We start from the raw sequence: 18,845 nt of genomic DNA, 5'->3' as shown, positions 1-18,845 counted from the left end.
AGGAGCCCATGAGCACCGGATACCAGATCGTCGTCCTCGGGAGCGTCGTCCCGGACCCGCTCCAGACCCTCGAGCCCGCCCAGACGCCGCAGGGGCCGGGCCTCAAGAACGAGCTCATGCTGCCGCACGTGCTCGACCCGTGGGCCGCCCACGCGCTGTACGAGGCGGCGAACCTCGCGGCGCGAACGCCGGGCTCGAAGGTGACGCTCCTCTCGCTCGGCCCGAAGGCGAAGCTCCAGCAGGTCATGATGGCGGTCGGCCAGCGGGTCCCCTTCGAGCTCGTCGCGCTCGACGGCCCCGCCGGCGGCTTCACCGATCCCCACGAGGTCGCGGCGAGGCTCGCCGACGCCGTGAAGGCGCTCCCCGGCCTCGATCGCTCCCGGCTGCTCCTGTTCGGCGGCTGGGAGTCGGCCTCGCGCGGTGCGGGCGTCACCCTCCAGCTCGTCGGCGAGCGGCTCGAGATCCCCGATCAGTTCCAGGGCGTCGACCAGCTCACGCCAGGTCCGGACGGCGCGTTCGAGGTGCTCGAGCGCGTGGAGGGCGGGAGGCACCAGGTGTCCTCCTGCGCCGGCGCCCCCGCGGTGCTCGGCTGGGCGACCGGCAGCCTCGGCGAGCCCAAGAACAACCCGCAGGTCGGCATGGCCAACATGCGCGCGATCATGCCCGCCCTGCAGAAGGCCGCGCCCGCGCCGGTCGGCACGGGTCGCGTCGAGTACCTCTCGGTCGCCGTGCCGAGGACGCAGCGCGAGACCCGCATCGTGAAGGACATGAGCCCCGACGACGTCGCGCGCGAGCTCGTCGAGTGGATCGCCCAGGACTAGCGCGAGGGAGCCCGACCATGGACACCGTCCTCCTCCTCACCCACACCGAGGCCGATGGCGGCCTCCCGCGCGCCGCGCTCGAGGCGCTCTCCGCGGCGCGCGCTGTCGGCGGGCCGCTCGCCGTCGGCCTGTTCGGCGCCTCCGTCGAGCGGGCGGCCGCGGCGCTCGCGGGCGCAGGCGCCACGAAGGTGCTCGCCGTCGAGGGCCCCGCCTTCGACGACCCGCGTTACGGCACCGACGCGGCGGCCGCCACGGCGCTCGCCAGGGCCTCCGGCGCGACCGTCGTCGTCGCGCCCGCGACGAGCCGAATGGCGCGCGTGGCGGCCGGGGTCGCGCAGCGGCTCGGCGGGCGCGTGGACACCCACGTGACGCAGGTCGCGTCCGACGGCGGCGTCGCCATCACCCGCTGGTTCTACAAGCAGCGCATCGAGGCGAAGCTCCGGCGCGAGGAGCGCCCCTGGGTGCTGCTCGTCGATCCGGGCGCGTACCCCGCGGCGACGGTCGAAGGCGGCGCCTCCCCCGTGGTCGAGCGGCTCGCGCTCTCCGCCGACGGCCTGACGCGGACCAAGGTCCTGGGGCTGCGGGCGCCCTCGTCGGGCGAGCAGACGATCCGCCCCGACGCGAAGCTCCTCTTCGTCGCCGGGGCGGGCTGGACGAAGAAGCAGGCGTCCGGGAAGCCCGAGCCGGAGCGCGCCGAGCAGCTCATCCTCGGCCTGCTGCGAAGCGCCGGCGCCTCGCTCGGCTCGTCCAAGTCGCTCGTGGATCAGGCGGGGGAGGGGCAGAAGGTGTTCGAGTTCATGACACACCTGAACCAGGTCGGCCAGACCGGCTCCACCCCTCGCCATCCCAAGGGGCTCGCGACCTGCTGCCACGGTGAGGAGCCGCACGTCGTCGGCTGGCGCTTCATCCGCGAGCGGCGCGCGGTGAACCTCGACGCGGGCTGCGGGTGGGCGAGGGGCAAGGCGGACGTGCTGTACGTGGCGGACGCCTTCGCGGTGATGGAGAAGGTGAACGCGCTCCTCGCCGCGAAGAGGTGACGAACCTCGACCGGCCGGCGCCGGACCAGCCCCGCTCCTCTCGCGTCGCCGGGTTCGCGGAGCCGGCAGACGAGCGCTCGCGCCAGGCAGCCCTTTGCCGACACCGCCCGGACGGTGTATGGCTACGCCCGCATGAAGACGCTCACCGAGCTCAGCGGATCCCTGATTAGGACGGCGGCGGCCGCGGTCGCCCAGGCCCGGCGTTCACTCCCGGCCGAGGAGAAGCCGGCCGCCCCCGTCGCCGCGGCCGCCGAGGCGCCGGCCCCGGCCGCGCCGGAGGGCGCTGTCGCCGAGGCGCCCACCGAGGCGCAGGAGGCCGCGCCGGTCGAGGCCGCTGCGCCCGCCGAGACGGCGGAGGCAGCGCCCGCGGCGACGGCAGAGGCGCCGAAGCCCGCGGCGGAGGGAGAGAGCGAGGCGGTCAAGGCCGCGCTCGACGCCGCAGTGGCGACGGCCACGGGCCTGTCGGGCGATCGGCTCGCCATGCTTCGCGCCGCCGTCGAGGTGGTGGGGCGCCGGGCCGAGGACGTGCGGCTCGTCCGCGTGTTCGGCGTCGAGGAGCCGGTCCCGGGCGCGAAGACGAGCGGCGGTCACCAGTACCTCGTGGACTTCTTCCCGCAGAGCATGAAGCAGACCGTGAGCTCTCCCCGCGACGAGCGCGGCGGCCGCGGTGGCCGTGGCGGTCGCGGTGGACCCGGCGGCGGTCGGGGAGGCGGCGGTGGCGGCCGCGGCGCTGGCGGCACCAAGGCCGGCGCGACCGGCGGCTTCTCGATGGACTCGCTCCGCGAGGATCGCAAGAACGAGCGCGGTCGCGGACGGCCGGGCGGCGGTGGCCGGAGGCCGGGTGGCGGCGCCGGTGGCGGTCGTCCGGGCGGTGCCCCGAAGAAGTAGCCTCGCGCAAGGACCCACCCGACGAGCATGCACGATCCCCTCGCACCGCTCCTGGCGGACGGCGTCATCGAAGAGGTCTGCGCGCGCCTCAAGAGCGGCAAGGAGGCGGACCTCTGGCTCGTCCGCCACGGCGGCGAGGTCGTCGCCGCCAAGGTCTACAAGGCGCGCGAGGCGCGGAGCTTCCGGAACAACGCCGGCTACAAGGAAGGGCGGCAGGTCCGCGACTCGCGCATGCAGCGCGCGATGGACCGGGGCAGCCGCTTCGGGCAGGCCGCCGCCGAGGAGGCGTGGAAGGCGAAGGAGGCCGACGCGCTCCACGCGCTGCACGCCGCCGGCGTCCGGGTCCCCAGGCCGGTGATGTTCTACGAGGGCGTGCTCCTCATGGAGCTCGTCGTCGACGCGAACGGACACCCAGCGCCGCGCCTCGTGGACGCGCAGGTCGCGCCCGAGGAGGCGGCGGCGCTCTACGCCGACCTGCGCAGCCAGATCGTCCGGATGCTCGGCTGCGATCTCATCCACGGCGATCTCTCGCCCTACAACATCCTCCTCGGCTGGAACGGCCCGGTGGTGATCGACTTCCCGCAGGTGGTCGGCGCCGCGCACAACAGCCAGGCGGAGTCGTTCTTCCAGCGCGACCTCGAGAACGTGCGGCGGTTCTTCGCCGGCATCGCCCCCGAGCTCCACGCGGCCTCCGGGGACGGGCACGAGATCTGGCGCGCGTACGTACGGCGCGAGCTCAGCTCCGACTTCGTGCCGAGTGGCCGGCCGCCGGAGCCCGCCCCGCGGGGAGGCGAGAGGCAGGGACAGCGGCACGGGCGCGGCCACGGCGAGCGTCACCCGCAGCGGCCGCAGCAGCAGGAGCCGCGGCGGGATCGCGTCTGGCAGGAACGGCGGGAGCGGCCGGCGCACGCGCCCCCGGCGCGCGAGACCCACGCGCCCGCGCAGCCGCGCGCCCACCACGAGCCCTCCGGGTCCGGGGCGCGGCAGATTTCGCACCTTTCGCCCGGCGCACGCCACGAGCCGACCACGCAGCAGGCCGGACAGCGTCCGGCGCAGCCCGGACAGCGCCAGCAGCAGCCCGGACAGCGCCAGCAGCAGTCCGGGTCGCGCCAGCAGCAGCAGTCCGGGTCGCGCCAGCAGCAGCAGTCCGGGCCGCGCCAGCAGCAGCAGTCCGGGCCGCGCCAGCCGCAGCAGCCCGGGCCGCGCCAGCCGCAGCAGCCCGGACAGCGCCAGCCGCAGCAGCAGTCCGGACCGCGCCAGCCGCAGAACGCGCCGCGCGCGGGCGGACCGCGGCAGCCTGGACGTGGCGGACCGGGCCGTCGCCGCGACGCTCCCGCGCCGGAGGTGATCCGCGTGAGTCGTCCGCCGCTCGGCCCGGCTGCACCCGTCGCACCGCAGCAGGGCAGACCCTCCGGTCCGCCTCCCGGCGCTCCGCGCGGGGAGGGGCCGTCCCCCCAGCACGAGCGCCGTCACCCGCACCGCAGGCGCGGGTAGAACACCGGTCGAGCCGGCGAGGCGCCCGGCGCGTCAGCGTCGCTTCGGCTTCGCCTGGAGCTCGATCGCCACCGGCGTGCTCTTGTCGAAGTCGAAGCGCGCGCGGATCTCGTCTCCCTCGCGCAGGTCCGACAGCTTGGCCGGACGGTCGTCGAGCGTCACGCGGGTCTCCTCCGCCACGTGAAGCTCTGCGGCGGGCGCGCCCTCGCGCGCGATGGTGACGCTGCGCCCCATCCCGAGGAGCCCATCGCCGACCGACTTCACGGTGCCCTTCACCTCGAACGGATGGTCGCTGGCGATGGGCGAGCGAGCGGCCGCCGGGCTGGCGGGCCGCTGGGTCTCGCGCGTGGACGTCGCGCAGCCCGCGAGCCCCGCGGCGAGGACGAGCGCCGACACGAACAGTGACAGTCGCATGATCTTCTCCCTCCCTGCAGAGAAGGTGGCCTCGCGCTCGGCGGGCGGCCACCGGCGCTGGCCCGTGCGCCCCGCGGCGAACGCTTCAGGCGCCCTCGACGCGGTCGCGGAGCCGGTAGCCGACGCCCGGCTCGGTGACGAGCAGGCGGGGCCGGGCGGGGTCCGCCTCGACCTTCTTGCGGAGCTCGGCCATGTGCACGCGGACGTAGTGCGCCTCCGTCGCGTTCGGACCCCACACCTCCCGCAGGATCTGACGGTGGGTGAGCACCTTTCCGGCGTGTCGCGCGAGCAGCGCGAGGAGGCGGAACTCGGTCGGCGTGAGCCGCACCTCGCGACCGTCCACGGTCACCTCGCGCCGGGCGAGGTCCACGCGGAGCGGTCCGGCCTCGATCACGGCGGGCTCGCCGGGCCGCGCCTGGGCATGCCGCAGCGCGACCCGGAGCCTGGCGAGCAGCTCGTTCACGCCGAACGGCTTCGTGAGGTAGTCGTCCGCGCCCGCGTCGAGGGCGTTCACCTTGTCCTCCTCGCGGCCTCGCGCCGACAGCACGACGATCGGCGCCGTCGTCCACTCGCGCAGGCGCCGCGCCAGATCCACCCCGTCGCCGTCCGGCAGCGTGAGGTCGAGGAGGTAGACGTCGGGGGTGTGGCTCGTCGCGAGCTGCTCGGCCTCGCGCGCCGTCTCGGCCTCGAGGAGCCGGTACCCCCGCGAGGTGAGGGCGGCGCGCAGGAACCGGCGCACCTGCGCCTCGTCGTCGACGACGAGCACGAGCGGTCCGGTCGCCGTCATGCGCTGCCTTCCGCGGGCTCGGCGGGCGGCGGCCGCTCGGACGGCAAGGGCAGGGTGAGCCGGAACACGGCGCCCCCGCCGGGGCGATTGGCGGCGACGAGCCTGCCCCCGTGCACCTGGGCGATGGCGCGGGCGATGGGCAGGCCCAGGCCGACGCCCCGGACCCCGGCGTGCGCGCCGCGGTGGAACCGCTCGAAGATCCGCTCCTCGTCGCCCGAGGGGATCCCGGGGCCGCGGTCCGCCACGTCCACGGAGAGCGTACCCCCGTCGCGCTCCGCGCGGATGTCGAGCGGCGAGCCCGGGGGCGTGTACTTCGCGGCGTTCTCGAGGAGGTTCCTGAACAGCTGCTCGAGCAGCACCGGATCGATCGAGACGAGCGGCAGATCGTCCGGCAGCGTGGTCGTGACGCGCCTCCCCGCGAGCCGGCGCTCGAGCCGGGTGAGCGCCCCGCCGATCACCTCGACGAGCGGCACCCACTCGCGCTTCGGCTCCACGGTGCCGGAGTCGAGCCGGGTCATGTCGAGCAGGTTCGCGACGAGCCGCTCGAGCCGCTCCGCCTCCTCGCAGATCGCGTCAGTGAGATCCCTCCGCGTGGCGGCATCCAGCTCCGCCTCGGCGCGCAGCGTCGAGGCGGCCCCGGTGATGGCCGCGAGCGGCGTCCGGAGATCGTGGGAGACCGAGGAGAGGAGCCCGCTGCGCAGCTCCTCGGTCTTCGCTCGCAGCGCAGCCTGACGCGCCTCCGCAGCGAGCCGCACGCGATCGAGGGCGAGCGCCACCTGGCGCGCGAGCGCCTCGAGCAGCGTGTGCTGCTCTGCGCCGAGCCCGCGCTCGCCCTCGGTCCGCAGGGCGAGCACCGCGAGGACGTCGCCCCACGCGCGCACGGGTGCGCAGATCACCGGCTCCCCGGGGAGGGTGTCGGTCCCGCGCCCGGCGGGCTGCCCGTGCGCGGCGACCCACTGCGCGACCGCGCGCTCGGACGGGCTGAGCGCCGCCTCGCGCGGAACCGCCGCGAGGTCGGAGAGATCGCCGTCGCCACGTACGCGCAGGAACACGACCTCGACGTCGAACGCCTCGGCGATCGCCCTGGCGCACACGGCCGCGACGCCCTCGTCGTCGAGGGCCGCGCCGAGCTCGCGGCTGATCCCATACAGCGCCGAGGTCCTGCGCTCGCGGCCGACCGCCGCCGCCTGCTGCTCGCGCAGCCGCAGCGTGAGGGTGCCGATGACGACGCTCACGCCGAAGAGCATCACGAAGGTGAGGAGGTAACGCGCGTCGGACACGTTCAGCGTGTACGGCGGCGGCACGAAGAAGAAGTCGTACGAGACGACCGCCAGCGCCGCCGCCAGGACGGAGGCGCGGCGTCCGGTGGTGAGCGCCGCGATCATCACCCCGAGCAGGAACAGCATCTCGACGTCGGGGACGCCGAGGAGCGCCCGCGCCGCGCGCGCCACGGCGGTGGTCAGCGCGATGACGACGAGCGCCCGCAGGTATCCGGCGCCGCGCGCGGGCGCTCGCTGCACCGCAGAAACGCGCTCGTGATCCTCGTCGGCCCCGCCGGCGAGCACGGTCACCTCGATGTCCCCGCTGCCGCGGATGATGTCGTCGAGGAGGGAGCCGCGAAGCCGGTCGCGCCAGCGCGGGTGGCGCGGCTTGCCGAGCACGATGCGCGTGACGTTGCGCCGCCGGGCGAACTCCAGGATCGCGTCCGGGACGCCCACCCCCGTGAGCCGCGCGACCTCCGCGCCGAGCGACTCGGCGAGGCGCAGGTGGGCCTCGAGGCGTTCGCGATCCTCGTCGCCGAGCGGCGGCCTCCCCGAGGCCTGCACCGACGCGGCGACCCAGGGAGCTCGCAGGCCCGCCGCGATCCGGCGCGCGGCGCGGACGAGCCGGGCCGAGTCGGGCGCGGGGCCGACGCACACGAGGACGCGCTCCGCGGTGGGCCAGGGCACGTCCACCCCGTGCTCCGCGCGATACTCGAGGACGTCGGAGTCCACGCGCTCCGCCATGCGGCGCAGGGCGAGCTCGCGGAGCGCGAGCAGGTTCCCGCGCTGGAAGAAGTGCTCCCGGGCGCGCTCCGCCTGCTCGGGCAGGTACACCTTGCCTTCCCGGAGGCGCTGGAGGAGCTCCTCCGGCGCGACGTCCACGATCTCCACCTCGTCCGCGCGCTCCAGGATGGAGTCGGGCACCGTCTCGCGCACGGGGACGTGCGTGATCTGCTCCACCACGTCGTTCAGGCTCTCGACGTGCTGGACGTTGAGGGTCGTGTACACCTCGACGCCCGCGTCGAGCAGCTCGACCACGTCCTGCCAGCGCTTCGCGTGGCGCGAGCCGGGGGCGTTCGTGTGCGCGAGCTCGTCGAGGAGGAGGATGCGGGGGCGGCGTGCGAGCGCGGCGTCGAGGTCGAACTCCTCGAGCACCCGGCCGCGATACGGCAGCGCACGCCGCGGCAGCATCTCGAGCCCGAGCATGAGGCCGGCCGTGTCGTAGCGGCCGTGGGTCTCGATCGCGCCGATCACCACGTCGACCCCCTCGGCCTCGAGGTCCCGCGCGACCTGCAGCATGCGATACGTCTTGCCCACGCCGGGCGCGAAGCCGAAGAAGATCTTGAACCGCGTGCGCGCCTCGCGCCGCGCCTCGGCCGTGACGCGCGCGAGGAGCGCGTCCGGATCCGGGCGCCCCGGCTGCCGCGTCATGGCCGCGCTCCAGTCACCTCCGAACCCAAGCCATCACTGACCGAGCCCGTCAAGCGCCAGGTTGAGCGCGAGGACGTTCACCCGGGGAGCCCCGAAGAGCCCGAGGAGCGGCCGCTCGACGTGCGCCTCGACGAGCGCGCGCACCCGGTCCGGCGGAAGGCCGCGCGCGCGCGCGATGCGCCGCACTTGATAGAGCGCCGCGGCGGGCGACACGTGCGGGTCGAGCCCGCTGCCGGAGGCGGTCACGAGATCCACCGGCACGGGCGCGACGTTCCCGGGGTCGGCCGTCCGGAGCGCCTCGACGCGGCGGCGAACGGCCGCGACGAGCGCGGGGCTCGTCGGGCCCAGGTTCGATCCCGCGGACGCGAGGCCGTCGTAGGGCACGCGGGTCGTCGCGGAGGGCCGGCTCCAGAAGTACCGCGGCGAGGTGAAGGGCTGCCCGACGAGCGCCGAGCCGGCGGGGCGAGCGCCGGCGCTCACGACGCTGCCGGTCGCCTGCGCGGGGAACAGCACGCGCGACAGGCCGGTCACCACGGCCGGGTAGACGCCGCCGAGGAGGAGGGTGAAGGCGGCGAGCAGCACGGAGACGGCGCGGATCACGGGCACCTCTAGGCCAGGTGGAGCGCAGCGAGCGCGAGGTCGATGAGCTTGATGCCCGCGAAGGGCAGGACGAGCCCCCCCAGCCCGTAGAGCAGCAGGTGCCGCGCGAGGATCGCGCTCGCCGGCGCGGGACGGTAGGCGATGCCGCGGAGCGCGAGCGGGATGAGCGCGACGATCACGAGCGCGTTGAAGATGACGGCCGACAGGATCGCGCTCGCGGGCGAGTGGAGCCGCATGACGTCGAGCGCGCGGAGGGGCGGGTAGGTCGTGGCGAACGCCGCGGGGATGATGGCGAAGTACTTGGCCACGTCGTTCGCGATGCTGAAGGTCGTGAGCGCCCCGCGCGTCATGAGGAGCTGCTTTCCGATCTCGACGATCTGGATGAGCTTCGTCGGGTTCGAGTCGAGGTCGACCATGTTGCCGGCCTCCTTCGCCGCCTGCGTGCCCGTGTGCATGGCGACGGCGACGTCGGCCTGGGCGAGGGCAGGCGCGTCGTTCGTGCCGTCGCCGGTCATGGCCACGAGGTGGCCCTTCGCCTGCCAGCCGCGGATGTGCGCGAGCTTCATCTCCGGCGTGGCCTCGGCCAGGAAGTCGTCGACGCCTGCCTCCGCGGCGATGGAGGCCGCGGTGAGGGCGTTGTCGCCGGTGATCATGACGGTGCGGATCCCCATCCGCCGCAGCTCGGCGAACTTCTCCGCGATGCCGCCCTTCACGACGTCCTTCAGCTCGATCACGCCGAGCGCCCTGCTCCCGTCGGCGACCACGAGCGGCGTCGCCCCGCGGCGCGCGACGTCCTCGGCGATCGTGCGCACGGTGTCCGGGAGGCGTCCACCCTCCGCCTCGACGAACCGGGCGACGGCGTCCAGCGCCCCCTTCCGCACGCGGCGGGCGCCGACGTCGACGCCGCTCATCCGCGTCTGGGCGGCGAAGGGGACGAACAGCGCGCCGGGCTCGAGCGTCCGCCCGCGGAGCCCGTGCCGCTCCTTCGCGAGCACCACGATGCTGCGCCCCTCCGGCGTCTCGTCCGCGAGGGACGCGAGCTGCGCCGCGTCGGCGAGCGCTCGCTCCGCGACGCCGTCGCCCGGCAGGAACGCAGTGGCCTGGCGGTTCCCTAGGGTGATCGTCCCCGTCTTGTCGAGGAGGAGCACGTCCACGTCGCCGGCGGCCTCGACCGCTCGGCCTGAGGTGGCGATCACGTTCGCGCGGATCATCCGGTCCATCCCGGCGATCCCGATCGCTGAGAGGAGCCCGCCGATGGTCGTGGGGATGAGGCACACGAGGAGCGCGACGAGCACCGTCAGCCCCACCGGCGCCCCGGCGCCGGCCGTCCGGACCGCGTGGACCGAGAACGGCAGGAGCGTGGCGGTCGCGAGGAGGAAGACCAGCGTGAGCGCGGCGAGCAGGATGTCGAGCGCGATCTCGTTGGGGGTCTTCTGGCGCTTCGCGCCCTCCACGAGCCCGATCATCCGGTCGAGGAACGACCCGCCAGGCTCGGCGGTGATGCGGACCACGAGCCAGTCGGAGAGGAGGCGCGTCCCGCCCGTGACCGCGCTCCGATCTCCGCCGCTCTCGCGGATGACGGGGGCGCTCTCGCCGGTGATGGCGCTCTCGTCCACCGACGCGATCCCCTCGATCACCTCGCCGTCGCCGGGCACGATCTGGCCAGCCTCCACCCAGACGACGTCCCCCGGGCGGAGGCGAGCGGCGGGGACGTCCTCGCGCGGCGAGGCGCGGGACGGGGTCGCGAGCCGCGTCGCCACCACCTCGCGGCGGGCGCGGCGCAGCGTGTCGGCCTGCGCCTTCCCGCGCCCCTCGGCGATCGCCTCGGCGAAGTTCGAGAACAGCACGGTGAACCAGAGCCAGGCGGCGGCGGCGAGGATGAACCCGGCGGGCGCGTCGCCCCGCCCAGTCACGAGCGCGTGGAGGAAGAGCGCGGTCGTGAAGGCGCTGCCGACCTCCACCGTGAACATCACGGGGTTGCGGACCAGGGTTCGCGGGTCGAGCTTCCGCAGCGCGTCGAGCAGAGCGGCCCCGACGACCGTTCGTGGAAGCAGCGTCCGGCTTCGGGCAGGCGGATGGGCGGCGACGTCCATGGATCACCAGGAGTGGAGCTGCAGGTGCTCCACGATCGGCCCGAGCGCGAGCGCAGGCAGGAACGTGAGGGCGCCCACGAGGAGGACGGTCCCCACGAGCAGCCCGGCGAAGAGCGGGCCATGGGTCGGGAGCGTCCCTGCGCTCGGCGGAACGGTGCGCTTCTGCGCGAGCGCTCCCGCCATGGCGAGGACGGGGACGAGCACCCCGTAACGACCGACGAGCATCGCGACGTCCGTCGCGCGCGTCCAGAACGGTCCGTCCGCGGTCAAGCCGCCGAACGCGGAGCCGTTGTTGTTCGCCGCCGAGGAGAAGGCGTAGAGGAGCTCGCTGAACCCGTGGGCCCCGGGGTTCGCCGCCGCGGCCGCCGCGGAGGGGACGAGGCACGCGAGCGCCGTACCGCCGAGGACGACCGCCGACGGCAGGAGGATGGCGACGCTCGCCAGCTTGATCTCCCGAGCCTCGATCTTCTTGCCGAGGTACTCGGGGGTGCGGCCGACCATCAGGCCGGAGACGAACACCGCCACGACGACGAACAGGAGCATCCCGTACAGCCCGGAGCCGACGCCGCCGAACACGACCTCGCCGAGCTGCATGAGCCACATGGGCCAGAGGCCGCCGAGCGGCGTGAGGCTGTCGTGCTGCGCGTCGACGGAGCCGTTCGACGCGGCCGTCGTCGCCGCCGCCCAGATCCCGGCGTCCACCGGTCCGAGGCGCGCCTCCTTGCCCTCCATGTTTCCGCCCGCCTGGAGCGGCCCGGGCTGCTCGTCCACGCCGACCGCCGTGATCGCCGGGTTACCGGCCTGCTCGGCGGCGACGGTCGCCATGGTGAGCGGAACGAGGATGACGAGCATGGCCGAGTACAGCGTCCACGCGTGCCGCCGATCCCCCACCCACCCGCCGAAGGTGAAGCACAGCGCCGCCGGCACGAGGAGGATGGCGAGCGCCTCGGCGAGGTTCGTGAGCGGCGTCGGGTTCTCGAAGGGATGCGTCGAGTTCGCGGCGTAGTAGCCGCCTCCGTTGGTGCCGAGCTGCTTGATCGCGACCTGCGAGGCCACGGGGCCCATCGGGATGGCCTGCTCGACGACCGGCCGACCGCTCGCGTCGGGCACCGGGTCGCGGAGCGGCCATCGCCCCACGCCACCGAAGGACTGGACCACCCCCTGCCCGGCGAGCAGCAGGGCGAGGCCGAGCGACAGGGGGAGCAGGACGTGCAGCGTGCTCCGCGTCAGGTCGACCCAGAAGCTGCCGAGCCCCTGCGTCGAGCGGCGCACGAGCCCGCGCGTGAGCGCGGCGAGCACCGCGATCCCCGTCGCCGCCGAGAGGAAGTTCTGGACCGCGAGCCCTGCCATCTGGACGAGCGGGCTCAGCGTCGCCTCGCCGCCGTAGCTCTGCCAGTTGGTGTTGGTGACGAAGCTCACGGCGGTGTTCACGGCGACGTCGCGCGGGACCGCGGCGAGCCGCCCCGGGTCGAGCGGCAGCGCCGGCTGGAGCCGCTGCAGCGCGTAGAGCAGCAGGAGCCCGGCACCGTTGAAGGCGAGCACGGCCGCCGCGTAACGGCGCCAGCTCATCTCCTCCGCGGGATCGACGCCGGCGAGCCGGTAGACCGCGCGCTCCACGGGGCCCAGCAGACGTCCCACGAGCGGGGCCTCGCCGCGCATCGCGCGGCCGATCCAGCCGCCGAGCGGGACGGCGAGCACGGTGAGCGCGCCGAAGAACACCGCGATCTCGGCGTACGCCGCCCCGGTCACGAGAGCCTCTCCGGGAAGAGCAGCGCGAACACGAGGTACACGGCCAGGCCGAGCGCGAGCGCGCCGGCGATCGAGGTGAGGATCGTCACGCGGTCCTCCGGGCGCGGGCGAACGCCCGGACCTCGAGCCAGAGCTCCCGGCCCGTGACGAGCACGCACGCCGTCGCGAAGCCGAGCGTCGAGCCGCCCCAGCGGCCAAGGTGAGCGATCTCCCCGATCACGGGGACGAGGTTCACGGCGAGGAGCATGGCCAGGAGCACCAGATCTCCGCGGGCGGGCACGGACGCGGCCGCGGTGCCCTCTCGCGAGGTGACGACGAGTCGAAGTCGGCCGGGTCGTGACGGCATGGTCTCTCCTCACCCTGGAGCGTACGGGCGGGGAGGTCAGCGCCGGGTCAAGCTTCGTCGCCGCGCCGTCAGCGTCCCGTCAACGAACACGGCGGCCGGCGGAGGTCGCGCTCGCCCGGCACCGGGCACCTTGACGCCGCCTTGATACGGGCATGCGCAGTCTTGATGCCGGGCCGAGGTCCCGGCCGCGAAGCTCTCCGTGCACATGGCAAACCCCCCGCTAGAGCCCCTCCAAGGACGCAAAGGGAACGGCGCACCGGCGCCGGCCGAGACGGCACCTTCCCAGGCGGAGAGCCCGGCGACCCTCGGCGCCCGCCTTCGACGCGTGCTGTTCGGAGCGCCGAGGGACGTCCAGGACCCGCGCACGCATCACGGCATCTCGCTCGTCGCGCTCCTCGCGTGGGTGGGCCTCGGGGCCGACGGGCTCTCGTCGTCCGCCTACGGTCCCGACGAGGCATTCCGGGCGCTCGGCCACCACACGTCGCTCGCGGTCGCGCTCGCGCTCGCCACCGGCCTCACGGTCCTCATCATCTCGGTCGCCTACGGGCAGATCATCAAGCGCTTCCCCTTCGGCGGCGGCGGGTACGTGGTCGCGACCGAGCTGCTCGGGGCGCGGGTGGGGGTCGTGTCCGGGGCGGCGCTGCTCGTGGACTACGTGCTCACGATCTCCGTGTCGATCGCCTCGAGCGGGGACGCGATCTGGAGCTTCCTCTCCGGCGGCTCCAGCCCGTGGAAGCTGCCCGCCGAGATCGCCGCCATCGCGCTGCTCGTCGTCCTCAACCTCCGCGGCGTGAAGGAGTCCGTCTCCTTCCTCGCGCCGATCTTCGGCCTGTTCCTCGTCACCCACGTGATCCTGATCGCCGGCGGCGTCGGCTCGCACGTCACCGAGGTGCCCCGCGTCGCGGGGGAGGTCACGCATGGCCTGCGCGCCGGCGTCGCCGAGCTCGGCGCGGTGGGCCTCTTCGCGGTCTTCCTCCGCGCCTACTCGATGGGCGCCGGGACGTACACCGGCATCGAGGCCGTCTCGAACGGCATCCAGATCATGCGCGAGCCGAAGGTCGCGACGGCCCGCCGGACCATGACCTACATGGCGGTCTCGCTCGCGGTGACGGCCGCCGGGATCCTCGTCTGCTACCTGCTCTTCCGCGCGGCGCCGGAGCCGGGCAAGACCATGAACGCCGTGCTGCTCGAGCGGTTCGCCGGCGGCTTCCGGCCCGGCGGTCTCGCCGTCGGCCACGGGTTCGTGGTCGTCACGCTGCTCGCCGAGGCCGCGCTCCTCGTGGTGGCCGCGCAGGCCGGCTTCATCGACGGTCCGCGCGTGATGGCGAACATGGCCACCGACTCATGGCTGCCGCACCGGTTCGCCCAGCTCTCCGACCGGCTCACCACGCAGAACGGCGTGCTGCTCATGGGCGCGGCGTCGCTCGCGACGCTCTACTACACGCGGGGAGACATCACCCGGCTCGTCACGATGTACGCGATCAACGTGTTCGTGACGTTCTCGATCTCCCAGTTCGCCATGCTGCGCTACTGGCGTCGCACCCGGACGGCCGGCCGCCGGCGCGGGCTCGCCATCCACGGGGTCGCCTTCGCGCTCTGCGCGTCGATCCTCGCGGGCACGATCTACGAGAAGGGCGAGCAGGGCGGCTGGATCACCATCGCCGTGACGGGGCTCGTCGTCGGGCTCTGCTTCGTGATCCGGCGGCACTACCGGGCCGTGCAGGACAGCCTGAAGCGGCTCGACGCGATCCTCGAGGTCCTGCCGCCGGCGCCGGGTGGTCCCCGGCCGGCCATGGACCCGCGCGCGCCCACCGCGGTGCTCCTCGTCGGGGGCTACAGCGGCCTCGGCGTGCACGCGCTCCTCACCGTGCAGCGCACGTTCCCCAACTTCTTCAAGAACTTCGTCTTCATCTCGGTCGGGGTGGTGGACTCCGCCGCGATGAAGGGGATCGAGGAGGTCGATCGCGTGCGGGCGCGCACCCAGGCGAGCCTCGAGCAGTACGTGGAGCTCGCGCACCGGCTGAAGCTCGCCGCGGACTGGCGCATGGACCTCGGGACCGAGGCGGTGGACGTGGGGGAGCGGCTCTGCGCGTCCATCGCCCAGGAGTTCCCGCGCGCGGTGTTCTTCGCCGGCAAGCTCGTCTTCCAGAAGGAGCGCTGGTTCCAGCGGCTGCTCCACAACGAGACCGCCTACGCGCTCCAGCGCCGGCTCCAGTTCCGCGGGCTCTCCGCGATGGTGATGCCGGTGCGGGTGCTCGCCGACGGGGGGTGAGCCGGCGCGGCGCTCCATCCCCGAGCCGCCGCGCCCCGACCGCCCCCCGGGAGCTCGACCGCGACGAGACCGCAGCCGACGTCGCGGGTCGCGTCAGGTGGTCGCCGGGATGCCGCCGGGCGGCACCCGGTGGGCCGGCGAGCGGCCCCAGGCGCGCAGGCGCAGGCCCAGCGCGAGGAGCAGCGCCCCGAACAGCACGGCGTACGCGCCCACCCAGAGCGCGAGCGCGAGCGCGCCGGCCGCAGGAGCGGCGAAGAGCAGGACGCCGAACGCCACGGACAGCGCGCCGGAGAGGCCGAGCAGCCACTCTCCGCGGATGCGCTTGCGCAGGCGCACGGCCGCGACGATCTGGGCGAGCCCCGTCACCACGGCCCAGCTCGCCACGACGAAGACGAGCGCTAGGGCGCCGATGCCGGGCCAGCCGAGCGCGACGGCGCCGGCGAGGATGCTCAGGATCCCCTCGAAGGCGAGCGATCCCCAGCGCGGCTCGCCGCTCGGGCGCCGGAAGGCGAGCGCGAGGAGGATCGCCCCGTTCACGATCGCGTACACGCCGAAGAGCACCACGAGGGCGAAGAGGCTCGCCTGCGGAGCGACGAACGTCAGGACGCCGAACACGATCGCCGCCACGCCGCGGAGCGCGAGGGCCCACCACCGATCCGCCAGCAACAGGTACGTCATGGCCGCTCTCCTCTCGACGAGGCGAGGCGGCCGGGGCACGCGGCCTTGGCGACCGCCGCGCGAGCGTCGTGTGGTTTCCGTTGCGAGGGGATCCTGGGGACGGGCGCGGGGCCCCGCAAGGCAGCGAACGCCCTGGCGCGCGCACGCGCCGCGGCCTGTCCGCGCGCTCGGGCGCGGTCGAAGCGGTGCGGGACGGAGCGAAGGGTCCTACGAGCTCACGACGGCGACGCGACGGATGGTCTCGACGAGGCGCTCGATCGCGAACGGCTTCTCGAGCACGTGCTGCACGTCGATCCCGAGCGGCGCCTGGCCGGTCATCACCACGACCGGGATCTCCGCGAGCCGGGGGTTCCGCTTCTGCAGGTCGCGGAACTGCCAGCCGCTCATGGTGGGCATGCCGAGGTCGAGCACGATCGCCACGGGGCTGAGCCCGGTGTCGAGCTGCGCGAGCGCCTCCGCGCCGTCGCGCGCGAGATCGACCGAGAACCCCTCGTTCGAGAGTCGGTGCGCGAGGGCATCCCGGAGATCCTGATCGTCGTCCACCACGAGCACGCGCTGCCGCATGCCGCCCGTTTGCCACGCTCCGGCCGCGCGGGCAAATTCAGGCAGGCGGGCGGTCGCGCGCCGCGCGCGGCGCGGAGCGAGACGCCATCTCGCGGTGCTCGAGGGCGCGAGGCGGCGGAGCTGCGTCCCTGCGTGTTCCGGCGCTTCGCACCCAGCTCCGCGCCACGTCGACCCGGCAATCGACGCGACCGCGTCTCGCCCGCGCGCACGCATCCCCTCGTGGAGATGCGGCGATACGTCAGGTCGGATCGGGTCAGCGCGCCGCGCGCTGCTGCGCCTGGATGGCGGTGAGGGTGATCGTGAAGACGATGTCCTCGACGAGGCAGCCGCGGCTGAGGTCGTTCACGGGCTTCGCGAGCCCCTGCAGCATCGGGCCGATGCTCACCACGTTGGCGCTGCGCTGGACGGCCTTGTAGGTGACGTTGCCGGTGTTGAGGTCGGGGAACACGAACACGGTGGCCTGGCCCGCCACCTCCGACTTCGGCGCCTTCTGGCGCCCGACGGCGGGCACGATGGCGGCGTCGTACTGGAGGGGCCCGTCGATCGGCAGGTCCGGCCGCTGGGCGCGCGCGAGGTCGGTCGCGCGCTTCACCTTCTCGACGTCGGCGCCCGCGCCGCTCGTCCCGGTCGAGTAGGAGAGCATCGCCACGCGCGGCTCGATCCCGAACGCGCGCGCGGAGTCGGCGCTCTGGATGGCGATGTCGGCGAGCTGCTCGGCGGTGGGGTTCGGGTTCACCGCGCAGTCGCCGAACACGAGCACCTGCTCGGGCAGGCACATGAAGAAGACGCTGGAGACGAGCTCGCAGCCGGGCACCGTCCGGATGATCTGAAGCGCCGGGCGGATGGTGTGCGCGGTGGTGTGGAGGGCGCCCGACACGAGGCCGTCCGCCTCGTCGAGCGCCATCATCATCGTCCCCACCATGATGCTGTCGCCGAGCTCGCCGGCGGCGACCTCGGGCGTCATGCCCTTGCTCCGGCGGCGCTCGACGAGCGGCTCCACGTAGCGCGGCGCGATCTTCACCGGGTCGACGATCTCGAGCGACGCCGGCAGCGTCACGCCGTGCTTCCGGGCGACGTCCCGGACCTCGTCGGGCGCCCCGAGGAGCACGCAGCGCGCGATCCCGCGCTCCTGCACGATCGAGGCGGCCGCGATGGTGCGCGGCTCGGTCCCCTCGGGGAGCACGATGCGCTTGTTCGCCGCGCGCGCCGCCTCGACGAGGCGGTGGCGGAACGCGGGGGGCGAGAGCCGCCGCTTGCGCTGCGCGCGGACGACCCCCGAGAGCCACTCGCCGTCGATGCGGTCGGCGACCGCGTTCATGACCCGCTCCACCCGCTCCACGTCGTCCGGAGGGATCTGCAGGTTCATCGCCGCGACGGCGCTCGCCGCCGCGTAGCTGCCGTCCTCCACCGCGAGCACGGGGAGGCCCGTCGCGAGCGCCGGCTCGCACATGGCGAAGACGTGCTCCTCCGGCACGACGCCGCCGGTGAGGAGGAGCCCCGCGAGCGGCATGCCGTTCAGCACCGCCAGGGAGGCGGCGACGACGATGTCGCTCCGGTCACCGGGGGTGATGATGAGCGTCCCGGGGCGGAACACCTTGATGGAGCCGGGCACGCTCATCGCGCACAGCGCCACGCTGCTGATCCGCCGGTGCTCGTGATCGCCCGCGCGCAGCACCCTGGCGCCGAGGGCTCCGGCGAGATCCTTCACGCGGGGCGCGGCGAGGTCGCCGCGGGAGGGGACGATCCCGATGGGCCGGAGCTTCTCGCCGCGGAGCGCGGCCGCGTAGGCGTCGAGCTCGGCGGCCGGCACGTCCTCCGCCTCGGCGGCGGCGTCCACCCAGTGCGTGCGCCCCTCCGCCGTGGGGGAGGCGCCCGCCGCGCCGGCGCCCGTGACGCGGTTCAGGACGCAGCCGACGGCGCCCCCGTCCACGTCGGCGCCGAGGCCGCGGGCCGCGATCGCCACCGCGTTCGCGAGCTCGGCGGGCGTCTCGCCGCGCGGCGAGCCCACCACGACGAGCTCCGCGTCGAGCGCCTTCAGCATGAGCGCGTTGACGCGCGTCGAGTAGACCATGCCCGGCTCGGGCGCCATCCCCTCGACGACGAGCACGTCCGCGCCCTCGGCGGCGCGGGCGCAGAGCGCCACCACGCGCTCCATGAGCGTCTGGTCGTCGCCGGTCGCGAGCAGCTCCTCCGCCTCCGCGCGGGCGATGGGCTCCGGCGGATCGAGCTGGGCGCCGAGCCGCACGAGGGCCGCCGCGCGGTTCTCGCCGCGCGGGGCGATCGGCTTCGCGAACGCGACGCGGACGCCGAGGCGGTCGAGCGCGCGGACGAGGCCGATGCAGACGGTGGTGACGCCGACCTGGCGGCCGGCGGGGGCGACGAGGAGGGTGCGGGGCATTCGGACCTTCG

Annotated in this window: 16 protein-coding genes; 5 read left to right on the top strand and 11 right to left on the bottom strand. The window is 74.4% G+C overall.

All coding sequences use genetic code 11. The features are described 5' to 3' along the window. Positions 1–8: 8 nt before the first annotated feature. The 4 genes from MNY60_RS09415 to MNY60_RS09400 all read left to right on the top strand — a co-directional run bounded on the left by MNY60_RS09415 (position 9) and on the right by MNY60_RS09400 (position 4,240). Positions 9–821 (top strand): electron transfer flavoprotein subunit beta, encoded by an 813-nt coding sequence (locus MNY60_RS09415; protein WP_242336372.1) that lies wholly within the window; start codon positions 9–11, stop codon positions 819–821. A gap of 17 nt (positions 822–838) precedes the next feature. Continuing rightward, entirely contained in the window at positions 839–1,858 is a 1,020-nt protein-coding gene (locus tag MNY60_RS09410; protein WP_242354902.1) for an electron transfer flavoprotein subunit alpha/FixB family protein, read from the top strand. 132 nt (positions 1,859–1,990) lie between these two features. Beyond that, the gene (locus tag MNY60_RS09405) at positions 1,991–2,746 is read left to right on the top strand and encodes a translation initiation factor 2 (RefSeq protein ID WP_242336378.1); all 756 of its coding nucleotides are present in this window, start codon (positions 1,991–1,993) and stop codon (positions 2,744–2,746) included. Between the two features lie 27 nt (positions 2,747–2,773). Continuing rightward, complete coding sequence (locus MNY60_RS09400) at positions 2,774–4,240, top strand: RIO1 family regulatory kinase/ATPase (RefSeq protein WP_242360488.1); 1,467 nt, start codon at positions 2,774–2,776, stop codon at positions 4,238–4,240. A 33-nt stretch (positions 4,241–4,273) separates the two neighbouring features. Here MNY60_RS09400 and MNY60_RS09395 read toward each other — a convergent pair whose 3' ends face one another. The 8 genes from MNY60_RS09395 to MNY60_RS09360 form a co-directional block, all read right to left on the bottom strand. Beyond that, on the bottom strand, positions 4,274–4,654 hold the full coding sequence (locus tag MNY60_RS09395; RefSeq protein ID WP_242336384.1) for a hypothetical protein: 381 nt from the start codon (positions 4,652–4,654) through the stop codon (positions 4,274–4,276). Positions 4,655–4,739: 85 nt separating this feature from the next. Further along, positions 4,740–5,441 carry a response regulator gene (locus MNY60_RS09390; RefSeq protein WP_242336387.1) on the bottom strand — a complete coding sequence of 234 codons (702 nt, stop codon included), beginning with the start codon at positions 5,439–5,441 and terminating at the stop codon, positions 4,740–4,742. Next, on the bottom strand, positions 5,438–8,134 hold the full coding sequence (locus MNY60_RS09385) for a sensor histidine kinase KdpD (RefSeq protein WP_242360487.1): 2,697 nt from the start codon (positions 8,132–8,134) through the stop codon (positions 5,438–5,440). Before MNY60_RS09385 ends, MNY60_RS09390 begins: the two co-directional genes overlap by 4 nt. Positions 8,135–8,167: 33 nt before the next feature. Further along, a complete protein-coding gene (gene kdpC, locus MNY60_RS09380; RefSeq protein ID WP_242336393.1) occupies positions 8,168–8,734 on the bottom strand; it encodes a potassium-transporting ATPase subunit KdpC in 567 nt (188 codons plus the stop codon). Between the two features lie 8 nt (positions 8,735–8,742). Further along, the gene (gene kdpB, locus MNY60_RS09375; RefSeq protein WP_242360486.1) at positions 8,743–10,827 is read right to left on the bottom strand and encodes a potassium-transporting ATPase subunit KdpB; all 2,085 of its coding nucleotides are present in this window, start codon (positions 10,825–10,827) and stop codon (positions 8,743–8,745) included. Between the two features lie 3 nt (positions 10,828–10,830). After that, the gene (gene kdpA, locus MNY60_RS09370) at positions 10,831–12,576 is read right to left on the bottom strand and encodes a potassium-transporting ATPase subunit KdpA (protein ID WP_242360485.1); all 1,746 of its coding nucleotides are present in this window, start codon (positions 12,574–12,576) and stop codon (positions 10,831–10,833) included. Beyond that, positions 12,573–12,665 carry a K(+)-transporting ATPase subunit F gene (gene kdpF / locus MNY60_RS09365; protein WP_242360484.1) on the bottom strand — a complete coding sequence of 31 codons (93 nt, stop codon included), beginning with the start codon at positions 12,663–12,665 and terminating at the stop codon, positions 12,573–12,575. The genes kdpA and kdpF overlap by 4 nt, the downstream gene beginning before the upstream one ends. After that, positions 12,662–12,922 (bottom strand): hypothetical protein, encoded by a 261-nt coding sequence (locus MNY60_RS09360; protein ID WP_242360483.1) that lies wholly within the window; start codon positions 12,920–12,922, stop codon positions 12,662–12,664. The genes kdpF and MNY60_RS09360 overlap by 4 nt, the downstream gene beginning before the upstream one ends. Before the next feature lie 325 nt (positions 12,923–13,247). On the opposite strand from MNY60_RS09360, the gene MNY60_RS09355 reads away from it, so the two are divergent. Further along, the gene (locus MNY60_RS09355) at positions 13,248–15,194 is read left to right on the top strand and encodes an APC family permease (RefSeq protein WP_242336408.1); all 1,947 of its coding nucleotides are present in this window, start codon (positions 13,248–13,250) and stop codon (positions 15,192–15,194) included. A 93-nt stretch (positions 15,195–15,287) separates the two neighbouring features. Here MNY60_RS09355 and MNY60_RS09350 read toward each other — a convergent pair whose 3' ends face one another. From MNY60_RS09350 to pta, 3 genes are all read right to left on the bottom strand, one after another. Further along, complete coding sequence (locus MNY60_RS09350; protein ID WP_242336411.1) at positions 15,288–15,872, bottom strand: HdeD family acid-resistance protein; 585 nt, start codon at positions 15,870–15,872, stop codon at positions 15,288–15,290. A 207-nt stretch (positions 15,873–16,079) separates the two neighbouring features. Then, entirely contained in the window at positions 16,080–16,436 is a 357-nt protein-coding gene (locus tag MNY60_RS09345; RefSeq protein ID WP_242336414.1) for a response regulator, read from the bottom strand. A 253-nt stretch (positions 16,437–16,689) separates the two neighbouring features. Further along, the gene (gene pta, locus MNY60_RS09340; RefSeq protein WP_242336417.1) at positions 16,690–18,834 is read right to left on the bottom strand and encodes a phosphate acetyltransferase; all 2,145 of its coding nucleotides are present in this window, start codon (positions 18,832–18,834) and stop codon (positions 16,690–16,692) included. Positions 18,835–18,845: the final 11 nt, after the last annotated feature.

It is taken from the genome of Anaeromyxobacter sp. SG17, assembly GCF_022690695.1.
Taxonomy (GTDB): Bacteria; Myxococcota; Myxococcia; order Myxococcales; family Anaeromyxobacteraceae; genus Anaeromyxobacter; species Anaeromyxobacter soli.
Note: the sequence above shows the minus strand (reverse complement) of the source record. Positions and strands in the feature narration are given on the sequence as shown.

What these genes read in the sequence shown, in the direction of transcription:
- MNY60_RS09400 (WP_242360488.1), top strand. Translation starts at nt 2,774, where the DNA reads ATGCACGATCCCCTCGCACCGCTCCTGGCGGACGGCGTCATCGAAGAG.
- MNY60_RS09345 (WP_242336414.1), bottom strand. Translation starts at nt 16,436, where the DNA reads ATGCGGCAGCGCGTGCTCGTGGTGGACGACGATCAGGATCTCCGGGAT.
- MNY60_RS09395 (WP_242336384.1), bottom strand. Translation starts at nt 4,654, where the DNA reads ATGCGACTGTCACTGTTCGTGTCGGCGCTCGTCCTCGCCGCGGGGCTC.
- MNY60_RS09405 (WP_242336378.1), top strand. Translation starts at nt 1,991, where the DNA reads ATGAAGACGCTCACCGAGCTCAGCGGATCCCTGATTAGGACGGCGGCG.
- pta (WP_242336417.1), bottom strand. Translation starts at nt 18,834, where the DNA reads ATGCCCCGCACCCTCCTCGTCGCCCCCGCCGGCCGCCAGGTCGGCGTC.
- MNY60_RS09390 (WP_242336387.1), bottom strand. Translation starts at nt 5,441, where the DNA reads ATGACGGCGACCGGACCGCTCGTGCTCGTCGTCGACGACGAGGCGCAG.
- MNY60_RS09385 (WP_242360487.1), bottom strand. Translation starts at nt 8,134, where the DNA reads ATGACGCGGCAGCCGGGGCGCCCGGATCCGGACGCGCTCCTCGCGCGC.
- MNY60_RS09410 (WP_242354902.1), top strand. Translation starts at nt 839, where the DNA reads ATGGACACCGTCCTCCTCCTCACCCACACCGAGGCCGATGGCGGCCTC.
- kdpB (WP_242360486.1), bottom strand. Translation starts at nt 10,827, where the DNA reads ATGGACGTCGCCGCCCATCCGCCTGCCCGAAGCCGGACGCTGCTTCCA.
- MNY60_RS09360 (WP_242360483.1), bottom strand. Translation starts at nt 12,922, where the DNA reads ATGCCGTCACGACCCGGCCGACTTCGACTCGTCGTCACCTCGCGAGAG.
- MNY60_RS09415 (WP_242336372.1), top strand. Translation starts at nt 9, where the DNA reads ATGAGCACCGGATACCAGATCGTCGTCCTCGGGAGCGTCGTCCCGGAC.
- MNY60_RS09350 (WP_242336411.1), bottom strand. Translation starts at nt 15,872, where the DNA reads ATGACGTACCTGTTGCTGGCGGATCGGTGGTGGGCCCTCGCGCTCCGC.